Origin of the sequence: Pseudomonas syringae (assembly GCF_021606685.1) — a bacterium.
Taxonomy (GTDB): Bacteria; Pseudomonadota; Gammaproteobacteria; order Pseudomonadales; family Pseudomonadaceae; genus Aquipseudomonas; species Aquipseudomonas syringae_R.
In genome coordinates this window covers 1-20813 of the sequence record NZ_WKCB01000054.1, presented here as the reverse complement: position 1 = coordinate 20813, position 20813 = coordinate 1, and the positions used below count along the sequence as shown (strand labels likewise).

Sequence of the window (20813 nt, the reverse complement as noted above, 5' to 3'; positions counted from 1 at the left end):
TCAGGCTGCGGCCTTAGCCGAGTCTTTCAACAGCTTTGCAACGCGCTCGGATGGCTGTGCGCCAACGCTCAGCCAGTAGGCTACGCGCTCTTGGTTCACGGACAGACGAACTTCTTGACCACGAGCGATCGGGTTGAAGAAGCCAACTTGTTCCTTGTGAGAGCCGTCACGTGGGTTGCGGCTGTCAGTTACGGTCAAGTGGTAAAACGGGCGCTTTTTGGAGCCGCCAAGGGCAAGACGGATTGTTAGCATGTGAACATCGTTCCTGTAGTCGGTGCTGCAAATCTAAATGCACAGCGGGCATAGGTGCCCGAAAGGCCGCATATTCTAAGGAATATCCGGACTTTTGCAAATGTCTTTTTCTGGCGCCTATCAGCGTGCCATTCAGATCTGCTATAGAGCCGTCGGTTAAAACGGCAAGTCAGCGCCCGCCAACGGCGGGTTTGCTGGAGATCCCACCTCCCTGTGGGTCGGAGCAAAAGCAGGCTTTTGCTCGAATTCTTTACATCTTGGGCATGCCGCCGCCGGGCAACATACCACCCATGCCGCGCATCATCTTGGCCATACCGCCCTTGGCAGAGAACTTCTTCATCATCTTTTGCATCTGCTTGTGCTGCTTGATCAAGCGACCGATGTCCTGCACCTGGGTGCCGGAACCCATGGCGATCCGGCGCTTGCGCGAACCGCTGATCAGCTCAGGGTCGCGGCGCTCGGCCGGGGTCATGGAGTTGATGATGGCTTCCATCTGCTTGAACTGCTTCTCTGCCGCGCCCTGGGCATTGCCCATTTGCGCCAGATTCACGCCGCCCATGTTCGGCAGCTTGTCCATCAGGCCGCCGAGGCCGCCCATGTTCTTCATTTGTTGCAACTGATCGCGGAAGTCTTCGAGATCGAAGCCTTTACCCTTCTTCAGCTTTTTAGCGAGCTTGTCGGCCTTGTCCTTGTCGAGCGTGGCTTCGGCCTGCTCGATCAGGCTGAGCACGTCGCCCATGCCGAGGATACGCGAGGCGATACGCTCAGGGTGGAACGGCTCGAGCGCTTCGCTCTTCTCGCCCATACCGATGAACTTGATCGGCTTGCCGGTGATGGCACGCACCGACAGCGCAGCACCGCCACGGGCGTCGCCGTCGACCTTGGTGAGGATCACGCCGGTCAGCGGCAGTGCGTCGCCGAAGGCCTTGGCGGTGTTGGCCGCATCCTGACCGGTCATGGCGTCAACCACGAACAGCGTTTCGACCGGGTTGATCGCGGCATGCAGCGCCTTGATCTCGCCCATCATCTCTTCATCGATGTGCAGGCGACCGGCGGTATCGACGATCACCACGTCGATAAACTTGAGCTTGGCTTCTTTAATAGCCGCGTTGGCGATGTCGACCGGCTTCTGGCTCAGGTCGGACGGGAAGAAGGTCACGCCCACTTCGCCCGCGAGCATTTCCAACTGCTTGATGGCCGCCGGACGGTACACGTCAGCCGACACAACCATTACCGACTTCTTCTTGCGCTCTTTAAGGAAGCGCGCCAGCTTGCCGGCGGTGGTGGTCTTACCCGCACCTTGCAGACCGGCCATCAGCACGACGGCCGGGGGCACAGCGCTGAGGTTCAGATCTTCGTTGGCCGCGCCCATGAGGCTTTCGAGTTCGGCCTGGACGATCTTCACAAAGGCCTGGCCCGGGGTCAGGCTGCGGGACACTTCAGTGCCGACCGCGCGCTCTTTGACCGAGTTGACGAAGTCCTTCACGACGGGCAAGGCCACGTCGGCTTCCAGCAACGCCATGCGCACTTCACGCAGGGTGTCTTTAATATTGTCCTCGGTCAGCTTGGCCTTGCCGGTTACGTGGCGCAGCGTCTGCGAGAGACGGTCAGTCAAGTTTTCAAACATGCGCGATCCTTTCAGGCCCTATTCAGCGAAGTGCATTGGTAGACCGAGGTAATGGCGGCCCAGGCTGTGGTAAATCGCTGTTAAAAACAGCGCTCGGCGAGCCTGCGGCGTGGGCAGGTCGCGGATTATAGCGAAGACTGCGCCCATGCACACCCGCTGTCTGGCCCGGGAGTCTTTCGTGGAACGCGGGGGTATGCCAAACTCAGCGCCTTTCGGGCTTGTCTATCAGGATTTATGGTCCCCTTGTCACCCAGTTTGCTACCCAGCCTCGCCGCCGCCATCTTGTATGCCGCTGCGACCCTCTATCAGGGCACTCGTCTGGCCCAAGGCGCCAAGGCGGACAAACGCCTGCTGGTCGGCCTGGGCGTCCTTGCCCTGCTGGCTCATGCCGCGAGCCTGTTTACCCATCTGATGACGCCCGTCGGCCTGGGCCTGGATTTTTTCAGCGCCGCCAGCCTGATTGCCGCCGCCGTGATCGCGCTGACGCTGATGGCCTGCTACCGCATTCCCGTCGAGAACCTGCTGGTACTGCTGTTCCCGCTAGGCGTGCTGACCGTGCTGCTGGCGCAATTCGCGCCCACCGGTACCGTGCAGGTCATTGATGAAGAGCCGGGCATCCTCGCGCACATCCTGCTGTCGATCCTCGCCTACGGCATGTTCACCATCGCGGTGTTCCAGGCCCTGCTCCTGCTGCTGCAGGATCACCAACTCAAGCACAAGCACCCGTCCGGGCTGATCAAGAACTTCCCGCCGCTGCAAACTATGGAAAGCCTGCTGTTCGGCTTCCTGTGGGCCGGCTGGACACTGCTGTCGCTGTCGCTGATCTCGGGCTGGCTGTTTGTCGAAAACCTGTTCGCCCAGCATTTGGTGCACAAGACTCTGCTGGCGTGTCTGGCCTGGATTGTGTTCAGCGTCCTGCTCTGGGGCCGCAACCGCCTTGGCTGGCGCGGCCATAAAGCGATTCGCTGGACCCTGGCCGGTTTCTGCCTGCTGATGCTCGCCTATTTCGGCAGCAAGCTGGTTCGCGAATACATCCTGCATATCTGACGAGCGGCGATCATGGACAACTTGCCCCTTGGGCCGATGCTCGCGGTAATCGCTTTGCTGGTGTTATGGGCGGCGCTGTTCACCGCCATTGAAGCCGCACAGCAACACCTGCTGGCCCTGCGCCCTGGCACACGCCAGGGTGACAAGGCCGCCACCCGCCTGAGCTTCCCACGTAACAGCCTGATCCTGTGCAACAGCCTGTGTCGCGCGGCGGTGGTGATCCTCTGCACGCTGCTGGCGATCTACGCCTGGGCGCAAAATGGTGCGTGGCTCGGCTGGCTGATTTCCTGCGCCCTGCTGCTGATACTCGCCGACTACCTGCCCCGCGCCCTGGCGACCCGCTATCCGCAGGCGGTGCTGGGCTTTGGCAACACGCTGCTGGGTGTGCCGTTGAAAATCCTCTACCCGCTGGCCTGGCTGCTCAATGGCGTCAGCCTGTTGCTGCTGCGCCCGTTCGCGCGCAAGGCCGGCGTGGTGAAAAACAGCGACGAACCCCTACCCGACCACGATGACGAGCCCCAACCCCAGGCCGACGACGACCGCACCCCTGGCATGCCCGGTATTCACGCGCTGGACAACATCACAGTGAATGACATCCTGGTGCCCCGCAGCGAAGTGGACGGCATCAACCTGGATGACTCGGTCGAGGAGATCATCGAGCAACTGCGCACCTCTGAGCGCACGCGCCTGCCGGTGTTCCACAGCGACATCAACCAGGTCGAGGCGGTGCTCAACACGCGCCAGATCCAGCACCTGCTGCCCGACGCCAGCCTGACCAAAGAGGCGTTGCTCGCCGCCTGCCACGAGCCCTACTTCGTCCCCGAAAGCACCCCGCTGCAGCTGCAGCTGCTGAACTTCCACAAACAGCAGCGACGCCTGGGCATGGTGGTGGACGAATACGGCGAAGTGCTGGGCATCGTGACCCTGGAAGACATCCTTGAAGAAATCGTCGGCGAATTCGAAAGCGATCAGGCTGTGGATAACCCGCACATTGAGCCGCAAACGGATGGCCGTTACATCATCGACGGCGCGGCTTCGATCCGCGAACTGAACAAAAGCCTGGGCTGGCACCTGCCCAGCGACGGCCCCAAGACGCTCAACGGCTTGGTGACCGAAGCACTGGAAACCATTCCTGACTGCGCCGTATGCCTGAAAATCGGGCGCTACCGCCTGGAAATCCTCGAGACCGAGGACAACCGCGTCAGCAAGGTGCTGATCTGGCACACCAGCCGCGTACCCGTCGCCGCCTGACCTCCTGACACACCACAATCCAAATGTGGGAGGGGGCTTGCCCCCGATAGCGGTATGCCAGTCAGCACACCTGCAACTGATCCACCGCAATCGGGGGCAAGCCCCCTCCCACATTTTGATTTGTGGCGCTCCAGCTACTTGTTGTATTTCCACACCCCTTCCTATAATCGGTGCGGCTTACCCAAGCCCCGCCCGACCGCGTGCTACCCGCACTCCGCGCGTCCAGGCACCGCTGCATCGTGTCTGACCGGTGTTCGCTCCCATCCCGAGCCGCCCCGCGCACACCCCTGATCCATGGGTGCTCGACCAATAATAATCCGCGTCCAAACGCGCAATGACCGTCAGGGATACTTCAATGAGCACCACCTATAACGAGGCCGCGACCGCTGCCCCGACCAACTCGACCGCTCGCGTCGCTACCGCGAGCATCGTCGGCACCGCTATCGAGTTCTACGATTTCTATATCTATGCCACGGCCGCCGCGCTGGTAATTGGACCGGTGTTCTTTCCGCAGACCTCCGGCACGGCGCAGATGCTGGCGTCGTTCCTGACCTTCGGCATCGCCTTTATCGCCCGCCCGCTGGGCTCGGCGCTGTTCGGCCACTTTGGCGACCGCATCGGTCGCAAGTCCACACTGGTCGCCTCCTTGCTGCTGATGGGCGTGTGCACCACGCTGATCGGCTTACTGCCCGGCTATGACAGCATCGGGGCCTGGGCACCGATCCTGTTGTGCGTGCTGCGTTTCGGCCAGGGCCTGGGCCTTGGCGGCGAATGGGGCGGCGCGGCGCTGCTGGCGACCGAGAATGCGCCCAAAGGCAAACGCGCCTGGTTCGGCATGTTCCCGCAACTGGGCCCGTCGATCGGCTTCCTGGCGGCCAACGGTTTGTTCCTGATCCTGGCCATGAGCCTCAATGACGAGCAGTTCCGCAGTTGGGGCTGGCGCATCCCGTTCATCCTCAGCGCCGCGCTGGTAATGGTCGGCCTATATGCGCGATTGAAGCTGCATGAAACCCCGGTATTCGCCAACGCCGTAGCCAAGGAAAAACCGGTAAAAGTGCCGCTGGTGGAACTCTTCAGCCAACACTGGCTGCCTGTGCTGCTGGGCGCCGCGTCGATGGTGGTGTGCTACGCACTGTTCTATATCACCACTGCGTTTTCCCTGAGCTACGGCGTATCGACGCTGGGCTACAGCCGCGAAACCTTCCTCGGCCTGCTGTGCTTTGCGGTGCTGTTCATGGGCTTGGCCACGCCGCTGGCGGCCCTGGCCAGTGATCGCTACGGGCGCAAGCCGGTGCTGATCGTCGGCGCAGTGCTGGCGATTCTCTCGGGCTTCACCATGGAGCCGCTGCTGACCCACGGCTCGACCTGGGCGGTAGCGTTGTTCCTGGCGCTGGAGCTGTTCCTGATGGGCGTAACCTTCGCCCCAATGGGCGCGATGCTGCCGGAATTGTTCCCGACCCGTGTGCGTTATACCGGCGCTTCGGCGGCGTATAACCTGGGCGGGATCGTCGGCGCGTCGGCCGCACCGTTCTTCGCGACCAAGCTGGTGGCGATGGGCGGGCTGAGTTATGTCGGCGGGTACGTGTCGGCGGCAGCGTTGCTCAGCTTGATTGCTGTGCTGTGCCTGAAAGAGACGCGGGATAATGATTTGAACAAGGTCGCCTGATAGAGCGCTTTCGCGAGCAAGCCCGCTCCCACACTGGAATGGGTTCACAAATCAAACTCTGTGAATCCAATCAAATGTGGGAGGGGGCTTGCTCCCGATGCTTTTAGAGCTCTACAACAACCGCTTTGGAGGCACGAGTCGCTTTAGCCCGAGCAGCCTCAATCGACTCATCCCGCGCCAACGCCACACCCATCCGACGCTGACCATTCACCTCAGGCTTACCAAACAGACGCAACGCCGTGTCCGGCTCGCTCAAGGCGGCGCCGAGGTTGGCGAATGCGGTCTGGGTCGACTGCCCTTCCACCAGAATCACCGCCGACGCCGAAGGTCCGAATTGACGGATCAACGGAATTGGCAGGCCGAGGATGGCGCGAGCGTGCAGCGCGAACTGCGACAGGTCCTGCGAAATCAGGGTCACCAAACCGGTGTCATGCGGGCGCGGCGACACTTCACTGAACCACACCTGATCGCCCTTGATGAACAATTCCACGCCAAACAGGCCACGGCCACCCAGCGCCTCGGTTACTGCTTTGGCAACGCGTTCGGACTCCGCCAGAGCAATCGGGCTCATGGCTTGCGGCTGCCAGGATTCCTGGTAATCGCCCTTCTCCTGGCGATGGCCGACTGGCGCGCAGAAGGTGGTGCCGCCAATATGGCGTACGGTCAGCAGGGTGATTTCGTAGTCAAAGTCGATAAAGCCTTCGATGATCACGCGGCCTTTACCGGCACGCCCGCCTTCCTGGGCGTAGTCCCACGCCTTTTGCACGTCGTCGACGCTGCGCAGCAGGCTTTGGCCCTTGCCCGATGAACTCATCACCGGCTTGACCACGCACGGGAAGCCCAGATCCTGCACGGCTTTGCTGTAATCCTCGAAGGTGTCGGCGAAGTGGTATGGCGACGTCGGCAGGTCCAGCTCTTCGGCGGCCAGACGGCGGATGCCTTCACGGTTCATGGTCAGCGAGGTGGCGCGCGCGGTCGGGATCACGGTGAACCCTTCGGCTTCCAGCTCCACCAGGGTGGCGGTGGCGATGGCTTCGATTTCCGGCACGATGAAGTGCGGCTTCTCTGCTTCGATCACCGCACGCAGGGCGGCGCCATCGAGCATGTTGATCACGTGGCTACGGTGGGCAACCTGCATGGCCGGCGCGTTGGCGTAGCGATCCACGGCAATCACTTCAACGCCCAGGCGTTGCAGCTCGATTACCACTTCCTTGCCCAGCTCACCGCAGCCACACAGCATTACGCGGGTCGCGGTTGGCGACAATGGAGTTCCGATTCGGGTCATCTCAGGTCCTCAGGGGAGCGGATCATTTGGAGAAAGGCCGGCATTTTACATGAACTGCAGCAATTGGCCTCAGTTGGCGACGGCCCGCTTGCGCACACGCCAGGCCATGATCAGCCACACCACCGTGACCCCGGCGAATTTCGACAGCAACGCGGTGCCCGCTACCGCCGGCGTGAGTGCGCCAATCAGGCCGAAGAAGATGAAGGTATCGAGGGGAATGCTCAGCGCCGAACTTATCCACAGGCGATCGTGGAGCGGGCGCTTGGTGATGCTGAACACCAGCCAGTCGATGCACTCGGACACCGCGAAGGCCGTGGCGCTGGCCAGGGCGATGGCCGGGTCGGACGTCACATACGACAGCACCAGCGCCGCCAGCATGGCAACGATTGCGCCGTGGCCGAAGCGGGTTTGCACCATGTCGCGCAGGATGAATACCAGGCCACCCCAGGCCGACCAGATGACATCCAGGTGCGGGGCGGTGGAGAAGGCGAAGTTGATCAGCACGACGCTGCTGATATAGGCGATCAGGAAGAGCATGACGGGACGGGCCTGTAGGTAATGCCGCACAGGGTAATGCACTGCAATCAATGTGGCGAGCGGGCTTGCCCGCGTTGGGCTGCGAAGCAGCCCCAGTAGGCTCGCAGCGTTCTGTCAGGTAAACCACGGTGTCAGGTTTTGGGGCTGCTGCGCAGCCCAACGCGGGCAAGCAGGCTCGCCACACAAGCCTGCTTGCCACCGCCCGCGCATCCACCGCTTGATCTCATCCACAGCCCGCTGGCAACCGGTGCAGTGCACTGCAATCAATGTGGCGAGCGGGCTTGCCCGCGTTGGGCTGCGGAGCAGCCCCAGTAGGCTCGCTGCGTTTGGTCAGGTAAACCACGGTGTCAGGTTTTGGGGCTGCTGCGCAACCCAACGCGGGCAAGCCCGCTCGCCACACAAGCCGGCTCACCACACACGCCTGCTTGCTACACAGGTTATGCGCCAGATTTGCCGGGCGTCATCCACACCAGCCCACTCGCCACCGCCCGCTCATGGCACAACCCAAGCACCACCCGGCGCTCGGTGTTATCCATGCGGCTCCAGCGCGTGATCTCGTCCACCGTCCGCTGGCAGCCGGTGCAAATGTCGTCATCGTCCAGCGCACAAATACTCACGCAAGGCGAGGCGACGGGGCGTTCAATCGGGTTCATTCTGCCTGCTCAGCCAAATCACGCGCATAGCGCTGCGCGTTATGCACGTAGTGCGCGGCGCTGGCTTCAAGCATGCGTTTTTGCGCATCGGTCAGCTCACGCACCACCTTACCGGGCGAGCCCATCACCAGCGAACCATCGGGGATTTCCTTGCCTTCGCCGATCAGCGAATTGGCGCCAATGATGCAATGCTTGCCGATCTTGGCGCCGTTGAGGATCACCGCGTTGATGCCGATCAAGCTGTAGTCGTCGACAGTGCAGCCGTGCAGCATGGCGTTATGGCCGATGGTCACGCCGGTGCCCAGGGTCAGCGGGTAACCCATGTCGGTGTGCATCACGCTGCCGTCCTGCACGTTGCTGTTTTTCCCGATCAGGATCAGTTCGTTGTCGCCACGCAACACCGCGTTAAACCAGACGTTGGCGCCCTCCTCCAGCTTGACCTTGCCCACCAGGGTGGCATTGGGTGCGACCCAGCTGTGGGGATGCGTCTCGACGCGGGCGTCGCCCAGGCGGTATTTCATGGTTTTTCCTCACGGCTCGCCATTCAAACGATGGCTTAGATGTTGATGAAGCTCTTGGGCGGTTGATGCAGGCTGATCTTGGCATCGTCATAGAGCAGGTTGATCAGCTCGACGATCATGATTGCCGTCAGCCCCCAGATTTTGTATTCACCAAACCGGTAGCTGGGCACATACCAGCTGCGGCCCTGGTAATCGATTCTGTGGGTATGTTCGCGCGGGTCCTGTCGGAAAAAATCCAGAGGCACGCTGAAAACGGCGGCGATCTCGGCATCGTTGGCCAAGTATTCGACGTAATCAGGGATAACACCCACGTAGGGCGTGACACGAATGCCATGCAGGGAGATCAGCGGGCTCAGCGGGCCGATCACTTCGACCAGGCCGGGAGGCAGGCCGATTTCCTCTTCAGCCTCGCGCAGCGCGGTAAAAATCAGGTCCGGGTCTTCGGGGTCGCGGCGCCCGCCAGGAAAGGCCACTTCGCCACCATGGGTCGACAGGCCGCTGGCGCGCAGGGTCAGGATCAGCTCGGGTTCGTCACTGCGGGTAATCGGCACCAGTACCGCGGCCTCGGGGAAACGCCCGTCAGATTCCAGCGTATGGGGTGTGTGATTGCTTACCCGGCGAAGTAGCTCGTCCAGCATGAGTCATCTCGGTCTGTTGGCTACCTTGCATCATGCACCAAAGCGTGCGGGCGCCCAACCCCAAAACCTGCGCGGTGTCGCTAAACGACAACTTGCAGGGCCCTGCCAGCCAAGCCAAGATAGACGCACTTTCCAGGAACCCCAGCATGAATTTCTGCAGCCAGTGCGGTAAACCGGTTACCCAGCGTATTCCCCCAGGCGACGGCCGCCTGCGTTTTGTGTGTGATCACTGCTCGACCATTCACTATCAGAACCCCAATATCGTCGCCGGCACCGTGCCGGTGTGGGGCGACAAAGTGCTGCTGTGCCGCCGCGCCATCGAACCGCGCCTGGGCTACTGGACCCTGCCCGCAGGCTTCATGGAAAACGGCGAAACCGTCGAACAGGCGGCCATGCGCGAAACCCTGGAGGAGGCCTGCGCCCGCGTGCGCAACCTGAGCATCTATACCCTGATCGATGTGCCGCACATCAGCCAGGTGCATATTTTCTACCGCGCCGAACTGGTCGACCTGGACTTCGCCGCCGGCCCCGAAAGCCTTGAAGTACAGTTGTTCGATGAAGGCGACATCCCTTGGTCCGAGCTGGCTTTCCGCACGGTCGGGCGTACGCTGGAATACTTTTTCGCTGACCGTCGGCGACAATCGTTCCCGGTGCGCAGCGAGGCCGTGCCGCCAATGGGCAAGCCCGCTCCATAACACTAGGGATACTGTTTCAATGCGTTGGTTGCTTGCTCTTATCTGCCTGTCATTCGCTGCGCTGTCATCGGCCTCCACCGTGGAAACCCTGGGCGGTAAAACCGTCGAGAAAGTCCTGGTGCTCAAGTCCGCCCATCAGTTGCAGTTGATCAACGACGGCAAGCCCTTCAAGACCTACCGTATTTCCCTGGGTAAAAACCCCAAGGGCCACAAGCTGATCGAGGGCGACCGCCGCACGCCGGAAGGCCTGTACTGGATCGACTGGCGCAAGACCAGCGACCGCTTCAACCTGGCGATGCACATTTCCTACCCCAATATCAGCGACGCCGCACGCGCCCGCCGTGAAGGCGTGAAGCCCGGCAGCATGATCATGATCCACGGCACGCCCGACACCGAAGACTACCCGGAGCAGTGGTTCCACACCCTGGATTGGACCGACGGCTGCATCGGCATGCGCAACGTCGACATGCGTGAAGTCTGGAACCTGGTCAAGGACGGCACGCTGATCGAGATTCGGCCGTAAGCGCCTACCGTTCGTAAATTAATTCAAAAATATTTCCCGCCCTCAATCATGCCCGCCGGTGAATACCAGTTCACCGTGCGGGCTGCGCACTTCTGCGTGGCATAAAGACCTCTCTAATACCACTTGATACCAGGCACCATTACGGCGCCCATAAACGCCTGCGCGCACCGTTTTGGCTGCATTGACATGGTATTTAAGTGGTATTAATTTCCGGCCACTACCGGGCGACAACACTCCAATAACCGCATCGGAAACCTGACAGATGAATCCCATCCTGGCCCTGCGCCCCGACGACAAGCAGTCCACGCCGCTGTACCTGCAACTGGCCCGCAACCTGGAAGCGGCCATCCATGCCGGCCAGTGGAGATCCGAGCAGGCCCTGCCCTCGGAACGCGCCCTCAGCGAGCAATTGAGCATTTCCCGGGTTACCGCGCGTAAAGCCCTGGAAGTGTTGTTTGCCCAAGGCCTGATCCGCCGTAGCCAGGGCTCCGGCACGTTTATCACCCCACGCCTGGAACAGCCGCTGTCGCGCCTCTCGGGGTTCAGCGAGATGTTGCGCCTCAAGGGTTTTGTGCCCACCTCGCAATGGCTGGAACGCGACATCACCCCGCCGACCCACGAAGAACTGATCCGCCTGGGCCTGTCGCCGACCGACAAAGTGGCGCGCCTCAAGCGCCTACGCAAAGCCGATGACACGGTAATGGCCATCGAGATGACCGCCATGCCCGCCTCGGTGCTGCCGCAGCCGCAAGCCATCGGCAACTCGCTGTACGAATACCTGGAAAGCATCGGCAAACCCATCGTGCGCGCCCTGCAACATATCCAGGCGATCAACGCGTCAGAGGAGTTCGCCAAGCTGGTGGGCATCGCCCCCGGCACCGCCATGCTGCTGATGACGCGGGTCGGCTACACCGCCGACAACACGCCGATTGAAATCACCGACACCTACTGCCGCAACGACTACTACGACTTTGTCGCAGAGCTGCGCCGCCATGACTATTCCGCTGAACTGCGACGTTAGAGAACAGCCCATGTCCCAAGACAATATCCTCACGCCCCACGGCTGGATTCGCGGCCGCCTGGTGCACGCACACGGCAAGGTCAGCGCCATTGAAGGCACGCCCTGCGACCCGGCCGACAATGACCTGCCCTACCTGCTGCCGGGCTTTATCGACCTGCACGTGCACGGCGGTGGCGGCAAAGACATCATGGAGGGCGCCGGCGCCTTCGAGACCATCACCCGCACCCACGTGCGTTTTGGCACCACCTCGCTGCTGGCCACCACCATGACCGCGCCGGTGGACGAAATCTCGCGCGTGCTCGGTGAACTCGGCGCCTTCTGCGAACAGCGTCCCGCAGGCAGCGCCCGTGTGCTCGGCGTGCACCTGGAAGGGCCCTACATCAACCCCGGGAAACTCGGCGCGCAACCCAACTTCGCCCACACCGCGTTGATGGCCGAAGTTGAAGAATACCTGCGCCTGGCGCCGATCCGGGTGATCACCATCGCCCCGGAAATCGCCGGCCATGACAGCCTGATCCGCGCCCTCAGCCAGCGTGGCGTGCGCATGCAGATCGGCCACACGCTGGGCAGCTATGAGGAAGGCGTCGCCGCCCTCGCCGCCGGCGCCACCAGCTTCACGCATTTGTATAACGCCATGAGCCCGCTGCATCACCGCGAACCGGGCATCGTCGGCGCCGCGCTGGCCCACGCCACATACGCCGAATTGATCCCGGACTTGCTGCACGTGCACCCCGGCGCCATGCGCGTGGCACTGCGCTCGATCCCGTGCTTGTACTGCGTCACCGACTCCACCGCCGCCGCCGGGATGCCCGATGGCGAATACAAGCTGGGCAGCCACACCGTGACCAAATGCCTGGGCGGCGTGCGCCTGGCCGACGGCACCCTGGCCGGTAGCACCCTGACCATGGATCAGGCGCTGCGCAACCTGGTGAAGATCGGCCTGCCCATCAGCGAAGCCTCACAACGTTTGTCGCAATTTCCTGCGGACTACCTGGGCCTGGCAGAACGCGGGCGCCTGCAACCCGGCAGCTTTGCCGACTGCGTACGCCTGGACCGTTCCCTGCACCTCACTGACGTAATGGTCGAAGGAGACACCATTGACTTCAAAAATGCTTGAAGAGGCCCTGGCCTCCTGTGACGCCGTCGCGGCGCAGCTGCAACGCCTGGACCCGCTGCTGGAAGAAGTCGCCGGCCGCCTGCTCCGCCAGCCGCCGCAAGTGGCGATGACCATCGCGCGCGGCAGCTCGGACCACGCCGCCAGCTACTTCGCCTACCTGGCCATGCAGCACGTGGGCATTCCGGTGGCATCGTTGCCGATGTCGGTGGTGACCTTGTTGCAGGCGCCGTTGAAAGTCAGCGGCCAGGTGGCGTTCGGTTTCTCGCAGTCGGGGCAAAGCCCGGACCTGGTCAACAGCCTGCGCCTGCTGCGTAAACGCGGGGCTCTGAGCATTTCGCTGGTCAACGCCGAAGACTCACCGCTGCAAGCCGCCTGTGAATTCCACGTGCCGCTGTGCGCCGGACCGGAACACAGCGTGGCGGCGACCAAAAGCTTTATCGCCACCCTCAGCGCCAGCGCGCAGTTGATCGGCCACTGGAACCAGGAAGCCGACCTGCTGCAAGCCTGCCGCGCCTTGCCTGACGAGTTGCGTGTCGCCGCCAAGCAGGACTGGAGCACCGCCATCGACGCCCTGCGTGACAGCCAACGCTTGATGGTGATCGGCCGTGGCGCCGGTTTTGCGATTGCCCAGGAAGCCGCGCTCAAGCTCAAGGAAACCTCGGCGATCCAGGCCGAAGCCTTCAGCAGCGCCGAGGTGCGCCACGGGCCGATGGCCTTGATCGACGAAAACTACCCGCTGCTGATCTTCGCCCCACGCGGCGCTGAGCAAGCTGGCCTGTTGAGCCTGGCCGCCGATATGCGCCAACGCGGGGCCCGCGTGCTGCTGGCCGCACCGGACGATATCGCCGAACGCGAGCTGACCCTGAGCCGCGCCGAACACCCGAGCCTGGACCCGATCCTGGCAATCCAAAGTTTTTACGTAATGGCCGCCGGCCTGGCAGTCGCCCGCGGCATGGACCCGGACCAACCGCGCCACCTGAGCAAAGTGACCCGCACCCACTGAGTTGCGTTTTCCTGATGAGTACCGTGCCCATGTCCAACAACAATAATCAATTGACCCTCAGCGCCCCATTAAGCGGGCCGGTACTGGCCTTGGGCAACGTTCCCGATGAAGTGTTCGCCAGCGGCGCCATGGGCGACGGTATTGCCATCGACCCGCTCAATGATTGCCTGCACGCCCCCTGTGACGGGGAGATCATTCATGTCGCTCGCACCGGGCATGCGCTGACGATTCGCGCACACAACGGTGCCGAACTGCTGATGCATGTTGGCATCGACACCGTGGAACTGAATGGCGAAGGGTTTGCGCTGCTGGTCAAGGAAGGCGCCTGGGTGAAGCGCGGCCAGGCGCTGGTGCAGTTCGACCTGGACCGCATTGCGCGGCAGTGCAAGAGCCTGGTCAGCCTGATCATTCTGACCAATGGCGAGGGCTTTGAGCTACAGCGCCAGGCAGGACCCATCGTCAAGGTCGGCGAACCGTTATTGCAGATTACGCTGCGCTCAACGGCGCCGACGCAGACGGCTGTGGATAACTCGGTCAGCGAAGCCCGCGCCAGTGTGCGCATCACCCACCGTGGCGGTCTGCACGCGCGCCCCGCCGCGTTGGTCCGCAAGACCGCCCAGGGTTTCAGCAGCCAGGCCCAGTTGCACTACGCCGGTAAGTCGGCGCCGTGCGACAGCCTGATCGGCCTGATGGGGCTGGGCATCGGTGAAGGCGATGAGGTGCGTGTCACCTGTCGCGGCAAGGATTGCGAGGCGGCCTTGCAGGCACTGGTTGCCGCGCTGTCGGTGGCCGTGAGCGAAGAACATTGCGCGCCGGTGGCGGTCGCCCCACGCAAGGCGAATACCGAGGCAGGTGTGTTGCAAGGCGTGTGTGCAGCCCCCGGCCTGGCGTGCGGGCCGCTGTTTCGCCTGACCGCTATCGAACTGCCGGCGGACACCGGCAACCACCGCGCCGACGAACAGCTGCAACGGCTGGATGCGGCCCTTGAGCAGGTGCGCGGTGAAATCCGCCAGACCCTGGACCACGCCCGCCTGCGCAAAAACCAAGCGGAAGAAGAGATCTTCGCCGCCCACCTCGCGCTGCTGGAGGACCCGGCCCTGCTGGACGCGGCCACCGCCGCCATCGAACACGGTAGCGCCGCCACCCATGCCTGGCGCGACGCGATCCAGGCGCAATGCGCGGTGCTGCTGGCCTTGGGCAAACCGCTGTTCGCCGAGCGTTCCAACGACCTGCGCGACTTGCAGCAACGGGTATTGCGCGCACTGCTGGGTGAAGCCTGGCACTTCGAATTGCCGGCCGGGGCGATTGTCAGCGCCCATGAGCTGACTCCCTCGGACTTGCTGCAACTGAGCGCGCAGCAGGTAGCCGGCATCTGCATGGCCGAAGGCGGCGCCACCTCCCATGTGGCGATCCTGGCGCGGGGCAAGGGCCTGCCGTGTGTGGTCGCGTTGGGCAGCGAGGTGCTGGGCGTGCCGCAAGGCCAACGCGTGGTACTCGACGCGACCAACGGTCGCCTGGAACTCACGCCCAGCGAGGCGCGCCACGCTCAAGTGCAGCAGATGCGCGAGGCGCAAAAACTGCGTCGTGAACAGCAACAGACCCAGGCCCAGCAACCGGCGCGCACCACCGATGGCCGCACCATCGAGGTGGCCGCCAATGTCGCCTCCAGTGCCGAAGCCGAGGTGGCCTTTGCCAACGGCGCGGACGGCGTCGGCCTGTTGCGCACCGAGTTCCTGTTTGTCGACCGCCGCACCGCGCCGGATCAACAGGAACAGCGCCAGGCCTATCAAGCCGTGCTGGATGCGATGGGCGACAAGTCGGTGATCATCCGCACCATCGACGTCGGCGGCGACAAACAGCTCGACTACCTGCCGCTGCCCGTCGAGGCCAACCCGGTGCTGGGCCTGCGCGGGATTCGCCTGGCCCAGGTGCGCCCTGACGTGCTCGACCAGCAACTGCGCGCGCTGCTGCAAGTGTGCCCGCTCGCGCGCTGCCGCATCCTGTTGCCGATGGTCAGCGAAGTGGATGAACTGCTGCAGATCCGCCAGCGCCTGGATGAACTCTGCGTAGAGCTGGAACTGACCCAGCGCCCCGAACTGGGAGTGATGATCGAAGTGCCCGCCGCCGCCTTGATGGCCGAACAACTGGCCGAGCATGCGGACTTTTTGTCCATCGGCACCAATGACCTGTCGCAGTACACCCTGGCGATGGACCGCGACCACGCCGGCCTCGCCGCCCGGGTCGATGCTCTGCACCCGGCCTTGCTGCGGCTGATCGCCCAGACCTGTGCGGGTGCCGCCAAACACGGGCGTTGGGTCGGCGTGTGCGGCGCGTTGGCGTCCGACCCGCTGGCCACGCCAGTGCTGGTCGGCCTGGGGGTCAGCGAACTGTCGGTGAGCCCACCGCAAATCGCAGAAATCAAGGACCGCGTCCGTCACCTGGATGCGGCGCAATGCCGGCAATTGAGCCAAGGCTTGCTCGACCTGAGCAGCGCCAAGGCCGTGCGCCAAGCCTGTCAAACCCACTGGCCGCTGAGCTGACAACAACAAGAAAAAGGAGACCCGCCATGTACCAACTATTTATCGAAGGGCTGCAACGCCTGGGCCGCGCATTGATGCTGCCCATCGCCATCTTGCCGATTGCCGGCCTGCTGCTGCGCCTGGGCGACACCGACCTGCTGAACATCGCCGTGATGCACGACGCGGGGCAAGCGATCTTCGCCAACCTCGCGCTGATTTTCGCCATCGGCATCGCCGTGGGCTTTGCCCGCGACAACAACGGCACGGCGGGGCTCGCCGGGGCGATTGGCTACCTGGTGATGGTCTCCACGCTCAAGGTGATGGACACCAGCATCAACATGGGCATGCTCGCCGGTATCGCCAGCGGCTTGATGGCCGGGGCGCTGTACAACCGCTTCAAGGACATCAAGCTGCCGGAGTACCTGGCATTCTTCGGCGGGCGACGGTTTGTGCCGATTGTCACCGGGTTCTCGGCGGTGGCGCTGGGGGTGATCTTCGGCCTGATCTGGCCGCCGATTCAGCACGGCATCAATAGTTTTGGTGTGTTGCTGATGGAAAGCGGCAGCTTCGGCGCGTTCGTGTTCGGCGTGTTCAACCGCCTGCTGATCGTCACCGGCCTGCACCACATCCTCAACAACATGGCCTGGTTTGTGTTCGGCAGCTTTACCGACCCGGCCACCGGCGCGGTGTTCACCGGTGACCTGACCCGTTACTTTGCCGGCGACCCCAAGGGCGGCCAGTTCATGACCGGCATGTTCCCGGTGATGCTGTTCGGTTTGCCCGCCGCCTGCCTGGCGATGTACCGCAACGCCCTGCCGGAGCGGCGTAAAGTCATGGGCGGGATCTTCCTGTCGATGGCCCTCACCTCCTTCCTCACCGGCGTGACCGAACCGATTGAGTTCGCGTTCATGTTCCTCGCGCCGTTCCTGTACTTGCTGCATGCGCTGCTCACCGGCCTGTCGATGGCAGTCACCAACCTGCTCAATATCCACCTGGGCTTTACCTTCTCCGGTGGGTTTATCGACATGGTGCTGGGCTGGGGCAAGTCCACCAATGGCTGGCTGGTGTTGCCGGTCGGGCTGGCGTATGCGGTGGTGTACTACAGCGTGTTCAACTACTGCATTCGCCGCTTCAATTTGAAGACGCCGGGGCGTGAGGATATCCAAGTCGCGCAGGCTGAAGCGATGAGCGACAACCAGCGGGCCGGGGCGTATATCCGTGCGCTGGGGGGTGCGGCCAATCTGTTGAGTGTGGGCGCCTGCACCACGCGTCTGCGCCTGGACATGGTGGACCGCAACAAAGCCGTGGATGCCGAACTGAAAGCGCTGGGCGCCATGGCCGTGGTGCGGCCTGGCAATGGCGGGAGTTTGCAGGTGGTCGTGGGGCCACTGGCCGACAGCATTGCCGATGAGATTCGCTTGGCGATGCCCGGGTTTGTGCCCGCACTGCCCGTCGCGGCTGCGCCTGTGGATAAGCCGGTTGGGGTGAACCTGCACGACGCAGAAAAATGGCTGAATGCCCTGGGTGGCCGGGCGAACGTGCGCCAGCTGGAAGCGGTGGCGATGACGCGGTTGCGGGTGGAGCTGGGGGATGATTCGGTACTGTCTGAAACGGACCTGACTGCGCTGGGTTGCCAAGGTGTCAGCCAGCTTGATAGCGGTGTTTGGCACCTGCTGATTGGGGACAAGGCGTCGGGGCTGGGTGAGGCGTTGGAGCGGTTGGTCGGCAGCCGTGAGGTGAGTGCCGGGGTGTAGAGGTGGAGTGACTGTTCAAATTTCGCTGCACCGGGGCCGCATCATGATCCAGCAAGAAAGACCTTGTTGGGTGGTGCGGCACTTAGCGCGCCATGACGTTGACGATTACATGCAGGATGAACGCCGGTCCATAGCAGGGTTGGCCGTGCTCATCTTCTATTCGCCAGATTGAGGTCACCGTGCAGGTTTCCTTGGGTGCGGCGAATGTCATGGTGAGGTGTACAGGCTGGCCGGGCAGGGTGTCGGCGATGGGAATTTCGTTGTGGAGGCTGCGCAGGTGAGTGTCCATCACGACTTCCAGGGCGGCGCCTGAATTGCTGCGGCGGGCGATGACGTATTCGCCGTCGACCCGCACCAGCCTGCGGCCGCGCCAGGGGCGGTTGCCGAGGTTTTGGATCTCCCAGGTTTTTTCGAAGGTTTCGCCGGGGAGAACCAGGGTCTGGTCGGGAGTGGTGACGTCTGCGTTGAATACGGCGATATCGCTGGCGTCCTGCAGGCCAATGGCGCGATTGGTGGTAGACATGGCATGAGCATCGACCGGCGCGCCTGCCAGATCCGCAAAGTAGCGGAACAGTAGCAACGGCGATACCTGGAGTGCTTTGGCCAGTTTGGTCAAGGTACGTACCGACGGGTCCTGGGAGGCGCCGCTGGCCAAACCATAGAGATAGGTTCGGGAGATGCCTGACTCTTTGGCGAGGATGCTCATGGATTTACCCAGTTCTCGGCAGCGCCGCACAACCAGTGCTCGGAGGGTATCTCGTGTCCGGATGCTCATACGCGATTATTTGCCTCCAGCCTTGGGTGAGAGTCGTCACGTTGTGCGCCAAAAAGGACAACCTGCACGCCGTGACGCGAGTTGCGCAATGCACACTTACAACCTGCTGGCGATGTTGTGAAGAACATGGATAAGTCGCTTTTCGTTTAGCTATATCCAGTGTCGTAGTTTCTCGCAGGCTTGCGAACCTAGTGATTGTTGCATTCCTTTACTTCTACCTTTGGATATAGCGATGACTCAAATAAAAGCGTGCTGTGACTCAATTGCTCGTTCAGGCTTCGGCAGCTTGCAAATATCTGACGCCATGTTGCGGGACTACAAGAAAATCGTTGATGGCTACTCCGCAATCTCCCAAGCCACTAAATCGTCATTTTCCTTCCTCCGAGACACAGATGGTTTTTTCCCGTTTGGCGCTGAATATTCGGGTATCGAGGATCACCCGGACCTGTGTGAGCGTTTCTGTTATTGGCCTGCTCACGCGTCGAAACGAATGGGGCTCGAGTTCACTCAATGTGATTTTTTTGCCGCTGTGATTTCCTTCGAACGACAGATCAATGAGCTGGCTCAAGAGCTGATGGACGGCATTTGCGACGAGTTTGGGGTTTCACCCTTAGCCCCCTTTCGTTCTGCGTCTTATGTTCAGTTGTGTGTCTATGGCGCCCAGAGCAGAAGCAGTGAGCGTCAGTTTGCTCAGGACCCTCATGAGGATGGTCATATGTTGTCGTTTATTAAACCGACCCGTGAAGGGCTGGTCCTGGTGAAAGGAGCCTCACTGGAACCCGTGCGTCTTTTGGAGAGCGAAATTGCGGTACTCGCGGGGTCTTTATTGACCGAGCTTTCCGATCACGCAATACCTGCGGCGTATCACGCAGTCCTTGCGCCTCAAAAACCGGTCGCCAGAAGCTCATTGATTTACTTCGCTAACCCGACCCCTGAGCAACTGCTAACAAGTTTTTTCCGCAAACAACCCATTGACCTGACTAGAGCCGTTAATGCCCGCCACATTGGTTTCGGTAATCAACCCATTCAACTTCGCTAATTTCTCTGCGGGTAAGAATACCCAATGGTCTCCTATTTCAACGCCCTTTACCTTGAAGGTTTGCTCTTAGGTATTGGCCTGTTCGCTGCACCCGGCCCCAAAGACACCTTGGTTATCCGCCAAGGTGTCAGCCGCGGTCCTCTCTGGAGCGTGGTCGCCATTTGTGTTCTCGCCGATGTGCTGTTGATCGCCCTGGGCATTACAGGGCTGGGCTCACTACTGGAAGGCAACCAAGAGCTGGTCGCGCTATTGCTGTTTTCCGGAGCAGCCTACCTGCTGTGGTTCGGCGCCCAGCGGCTAGTGGCGTGTTTGCGTAATCAGTCAATGCCGGACACTCAAGGCAGCAACTCACAACGAGGGCTGTTGCGCACGGCGGCCATACTCGGGTTCGCCAACCCCTATGCCTGGCTCGACACAGTGGTGTTGATTGGCAGCATCGGCGCAGCCAAACCTGCCGGCCAGCAGGTGCTGTTTGCGATGGGGACCATGACCGCATCGCTATTGTGGTTTGTACTGTTGGCGCTGGGCTGTCAACGGTTGACGGGGTTGTTCCGCTCGCCAGTCGTGTGGCGATGGCTGGACGCGGGTGTGGCAGTATTGATGGCCTACCTCGCCTGGATGCTGATCAGCGATTCACTGGATGTCTTTCAGGCAGTCCTTGAGAGTGGTTAGCTGAACGAACAGCTCACTGCTGTTGCATTGGCGGACTTCTTTTTGATCGGCCCATTCGCGAGCAAGCCCGCCCCCACATTTTGACGTGTGAACACATTCAGTGTGGGAGCGGACTTGCTCGCGAATGGCCCTCACCGGCACCTGATTACTTCTGCTTAGGCACACCCTGAAAATCCCGTAGGAAAACGCCTTACCGCACGACTATCTATCTACAGCCC

At 61.9% G+C, this 20813-nt stretch carries 20 protein-coding genes; 12 read left to right on the top strand and 8 right to left on the bottom strand.

Annotation, left to right across the window (positions count from 1 at the left end; all coding sequences use genetic code 11):
• Together rpsP and ffh are read right to left on the bottom strand one after the other, a co-directional pair.
• Entirely contained in the window at positions 1-252 is a 252-nt protein-coding gene (rpsP, locus tag GIW02_RS19325; RefSeq protein WP_003238923.1) for a 30S ribosomal protein S16, read from the bottom strand.
• A gap of 250 nt (positions 253-502) precedes the next feature.
• Positions 503-1879, bottom strand: a complete 1377-nt coding sequence (gene ffh, locus GIW02_RS19320) for a signal recognition particle protein (RefSeq protein ID WP_236413898.1) — start codon at positions 1877-1879, stop codon at positions 503-505.
• A gap of 234 nt (positions 1880-2113) precedes the next feature.
• On the opposite strand from ffh, the gene GIW02_RS19315 reads away from it, so the two are divergent.
• The 3 genes from GIW02_RS19315 to GIW02_RS19305 all read left to right on the top strand — a co-directional run bounded on the left by GIW02_RS19315 (position 2114) and on the right by GIW02_RS19305 (position 5843).
• Positions 2114-2926, top strand: a complete 813-nt coding sequence (locus GIW02_RS19315) for a cytochrome C assembly family protein (RefSeq protein WP_456361665.1) — start codon at positions 2114-2116, stop codon at positions 2924-2926.
• A 12-nt stretch (positions 2927-2938) separates the two neighbouring features.
• Positions 2939-4177: a transporter associated domain-containing protein gene (locus GIW02_RS19310; RefSeq protein WP_236413909.1), complete on the top strand. Its 1239-nt coding sequence runs from the start codon at positions 2939-2941 to the stop codon at positions 4175-4177.
• A 355-nt stretch (positions 4178-4532) separates the two neighbouring features.
• Positions 4533-5843 (top strand): MFS transporter, encoded by a 1311-nt coding sequence (locus GIW02_RS19305; protein ID WP_122674382.1) that lies wholly within the window; start codon positions 4533-4535, stop codon positions 5841-5843.
• 103 nt (positions 5844-5946) lie between these two features.
• Here the strand turns inward: GIW02_RS19305 and purT are convergent, their stop codons facing one another.
• The 5 genes from purT to GIW02_RS19280 form a co-directional block, all read right to left on the bottom strand.
• The gene (gene purT, locus GIW02_RS19300; RefSeq protein ID WP_236413917.1) at positions 5947-7128 is read right to left on the bottom strand and encodes a formate-dependent phosphoribosylglycinamide formyltransferase; all 1182 of its coding nucleotides are present in this window, start codon (positions 7126-7128) and stop codon (positions 5947-5949) included.
• Between the two features lie 69 nt (positions 7129-7197).
• Positions 7198-7665, bottom strand: coding sequence for a VUT family protein (locus GIW02_RS19295; protein ID WP_236413919.1), 468 nt, complete (start codon positions 7663-7665; stop codon positions 7198-7200).
• Between the two features lie 437 nt (positions 7666-8102).
• Positions 8103-8318 carry a DUF1289 domain-containing protein gene (locus GIW02_RS19290; RefSeq protein ID WP_236415076.1) on the bottom strand — a complete coding sequence of 72 codons (216 nt, stop codon included), beginning with the start codon at positions 8316-8318 and terminating at the stop codon, positions 8103-8105.
• Positions 8315-8839, bottom strand: coding sequence for a gamma carbonic anhydrase family protein (locus GIW02_RS19285; protein ID WP_236415074.1), 525 nt, complete (start codon positions 8837-8839; stop codon positions 8315-8317). Before GIW02_RS19285 ends, GIW02_RS19290 begins: the two co-directional genes overlap by 4 nt.
• A 35-nt stretch (positions 8840-8874) precedes the next feature.
• The gene (locus GIW02_RS19280) at positions 8875-9477 is read right to left on the bottom strand and encodes a CoA pyrophosphatase (RefSeq protein WP_058423329.1); all 603 of its coding nucleotides are present in this window, start codon (positions 9475-9477) and stop codon (positions 8875-8877) included.
• Positions 9478-9623: 146 nt separating this feature from the next.
• Between GIW02_RS19280 and GIW02_RS19275 the strand changes: the two genes are divergently transcribed.
• The 7 genes from GIW02_RS19275 to nagE all read left to right on the top strand — a co-directional run bounded on the left by GIW02_RS19275 (position 9624) and on the right by nagE (position 18109).
• Entirely contained in the window at positions 9624-10172 is a 549-nt protein-coding gene (locus GIW02_RS19275) for an NUDIX hydrolase (RefSeq protein WP_236415071.1), read from the top strand.
• A gap of 19 nt (positions 10173-10191) precedes the next feature.
• Positions 10192-10695, top strand: a complete 504-nt coding sequence (locus GIW02_RS19270) for a L,D-transpeptidase family protein (protein WP_236415070.1) — start codon at positions 10192-10194, stop codon at positions 10693-10695.
• A 262-nt stretch (positions 10696-10957) separates the two neighbouring features.
• On the top strand, positions 10958-11716 hold the full coding sequence (locus tag GIW02_RS19265; protein WP_236415068.1) for a GntR family transcriptional regulator: 759 nt from the start codon (positions 10958-10960) through the stop codon (positions 11714-11716).
• Between the two features lie 10 nt (positions 11717-11726).
• Positions 11727-12833 carry an N-acetylglucosamine-6-phosphate deacetylase gene (nagA, locus tag GIW02_RS19260; RefSeq protein ID WP_236415066.1) on the top strand — a complete coding sequence of 369 codons (1107 nt, stop codon included), beginning with the start codon at positions 11727-11729 and terminating at the stop codon, positions 12831-12833.
• Positions 12826-13836: an SIS domain-containing protein gene (locus tag GIW02_RS19255; RefSeq protein WP_236415080.1), complete on the top strand. Its 1011-nt coding sequence runs from the start codon at positions 12826-12828 to the stop codon at positions 13834-13836. Before nagA ends, GIW02_RS19255 begins: the two co-directional genes overlap by 8 nt.
• Positions 13837-13865: 29 nt before the next feature.
• Entirely contained in the window at positions 13866-16376 is a 2511-nt protein-coding gene (gene ptsP, locus GIW02_RS19250) for a phosphoenolpyruvate--protein phosphotransferase (protein ID WP_236415064.1), read from the top strand.
• Between the two features lie 26 nt (positions 16377-16402).
• Positions 16403-18109, top strand: a complete 1707-nt coding sequence (nagE, locus tag GIW02_RS19245) for an N-acetylglucosamine-specific PTS transporter subunit IIBC (protein WP_236415062.1) — start codon at positions 16403-16405, stop codon at positions 18107-18109.
• An 82-nt stretch (positions 18110-18191) separates the two neighbouring features.
• Here nagE and GIW02_RS19240 read toward each other — a convergent pair whose 3' ends face one another.
• A complete protein-coding gene (locus GIW02_RS19240) occupies positions 18192-18884 on the bottom strand; it encodes an NBR1-Ig-like domain-containing protein (protein WP_268935619.1) in 693 nt (230 codons plus the stop codon).
• A 232-nt stretch (positions 18885-19116) separates the two neighbouring features.
• Between GIW02_RS19240 and GIW02_RS19235 the strand changes: the two genes are divergently transcribed.
• Positions 19117-19923 (top strand): 2OG-Fe(II) oxygenase family protein, encoded by an 807-nt coding sequence (locus GIW02_RS19235; RefSeq protein WP_236415058.1) that lies wholly within the window; start codon positions 19117-19119, stop codon positions 19921-19923.
• A 24-nt stretch (positions 19924-19947) separates the two neighbouring features.
• Positions 19948-20595: a LysE family transporter gene (locus GIW02_RS19230; protein ID WP_236415047.1), complete on the top strand. Its 648-nt coding sequence runs from the start codon at positions 19948-19950 to the stop codon at positions 20593-20595.
• The last annotated feature ends 218 nt before the right edge of the window (positions 20596-20813 follow it).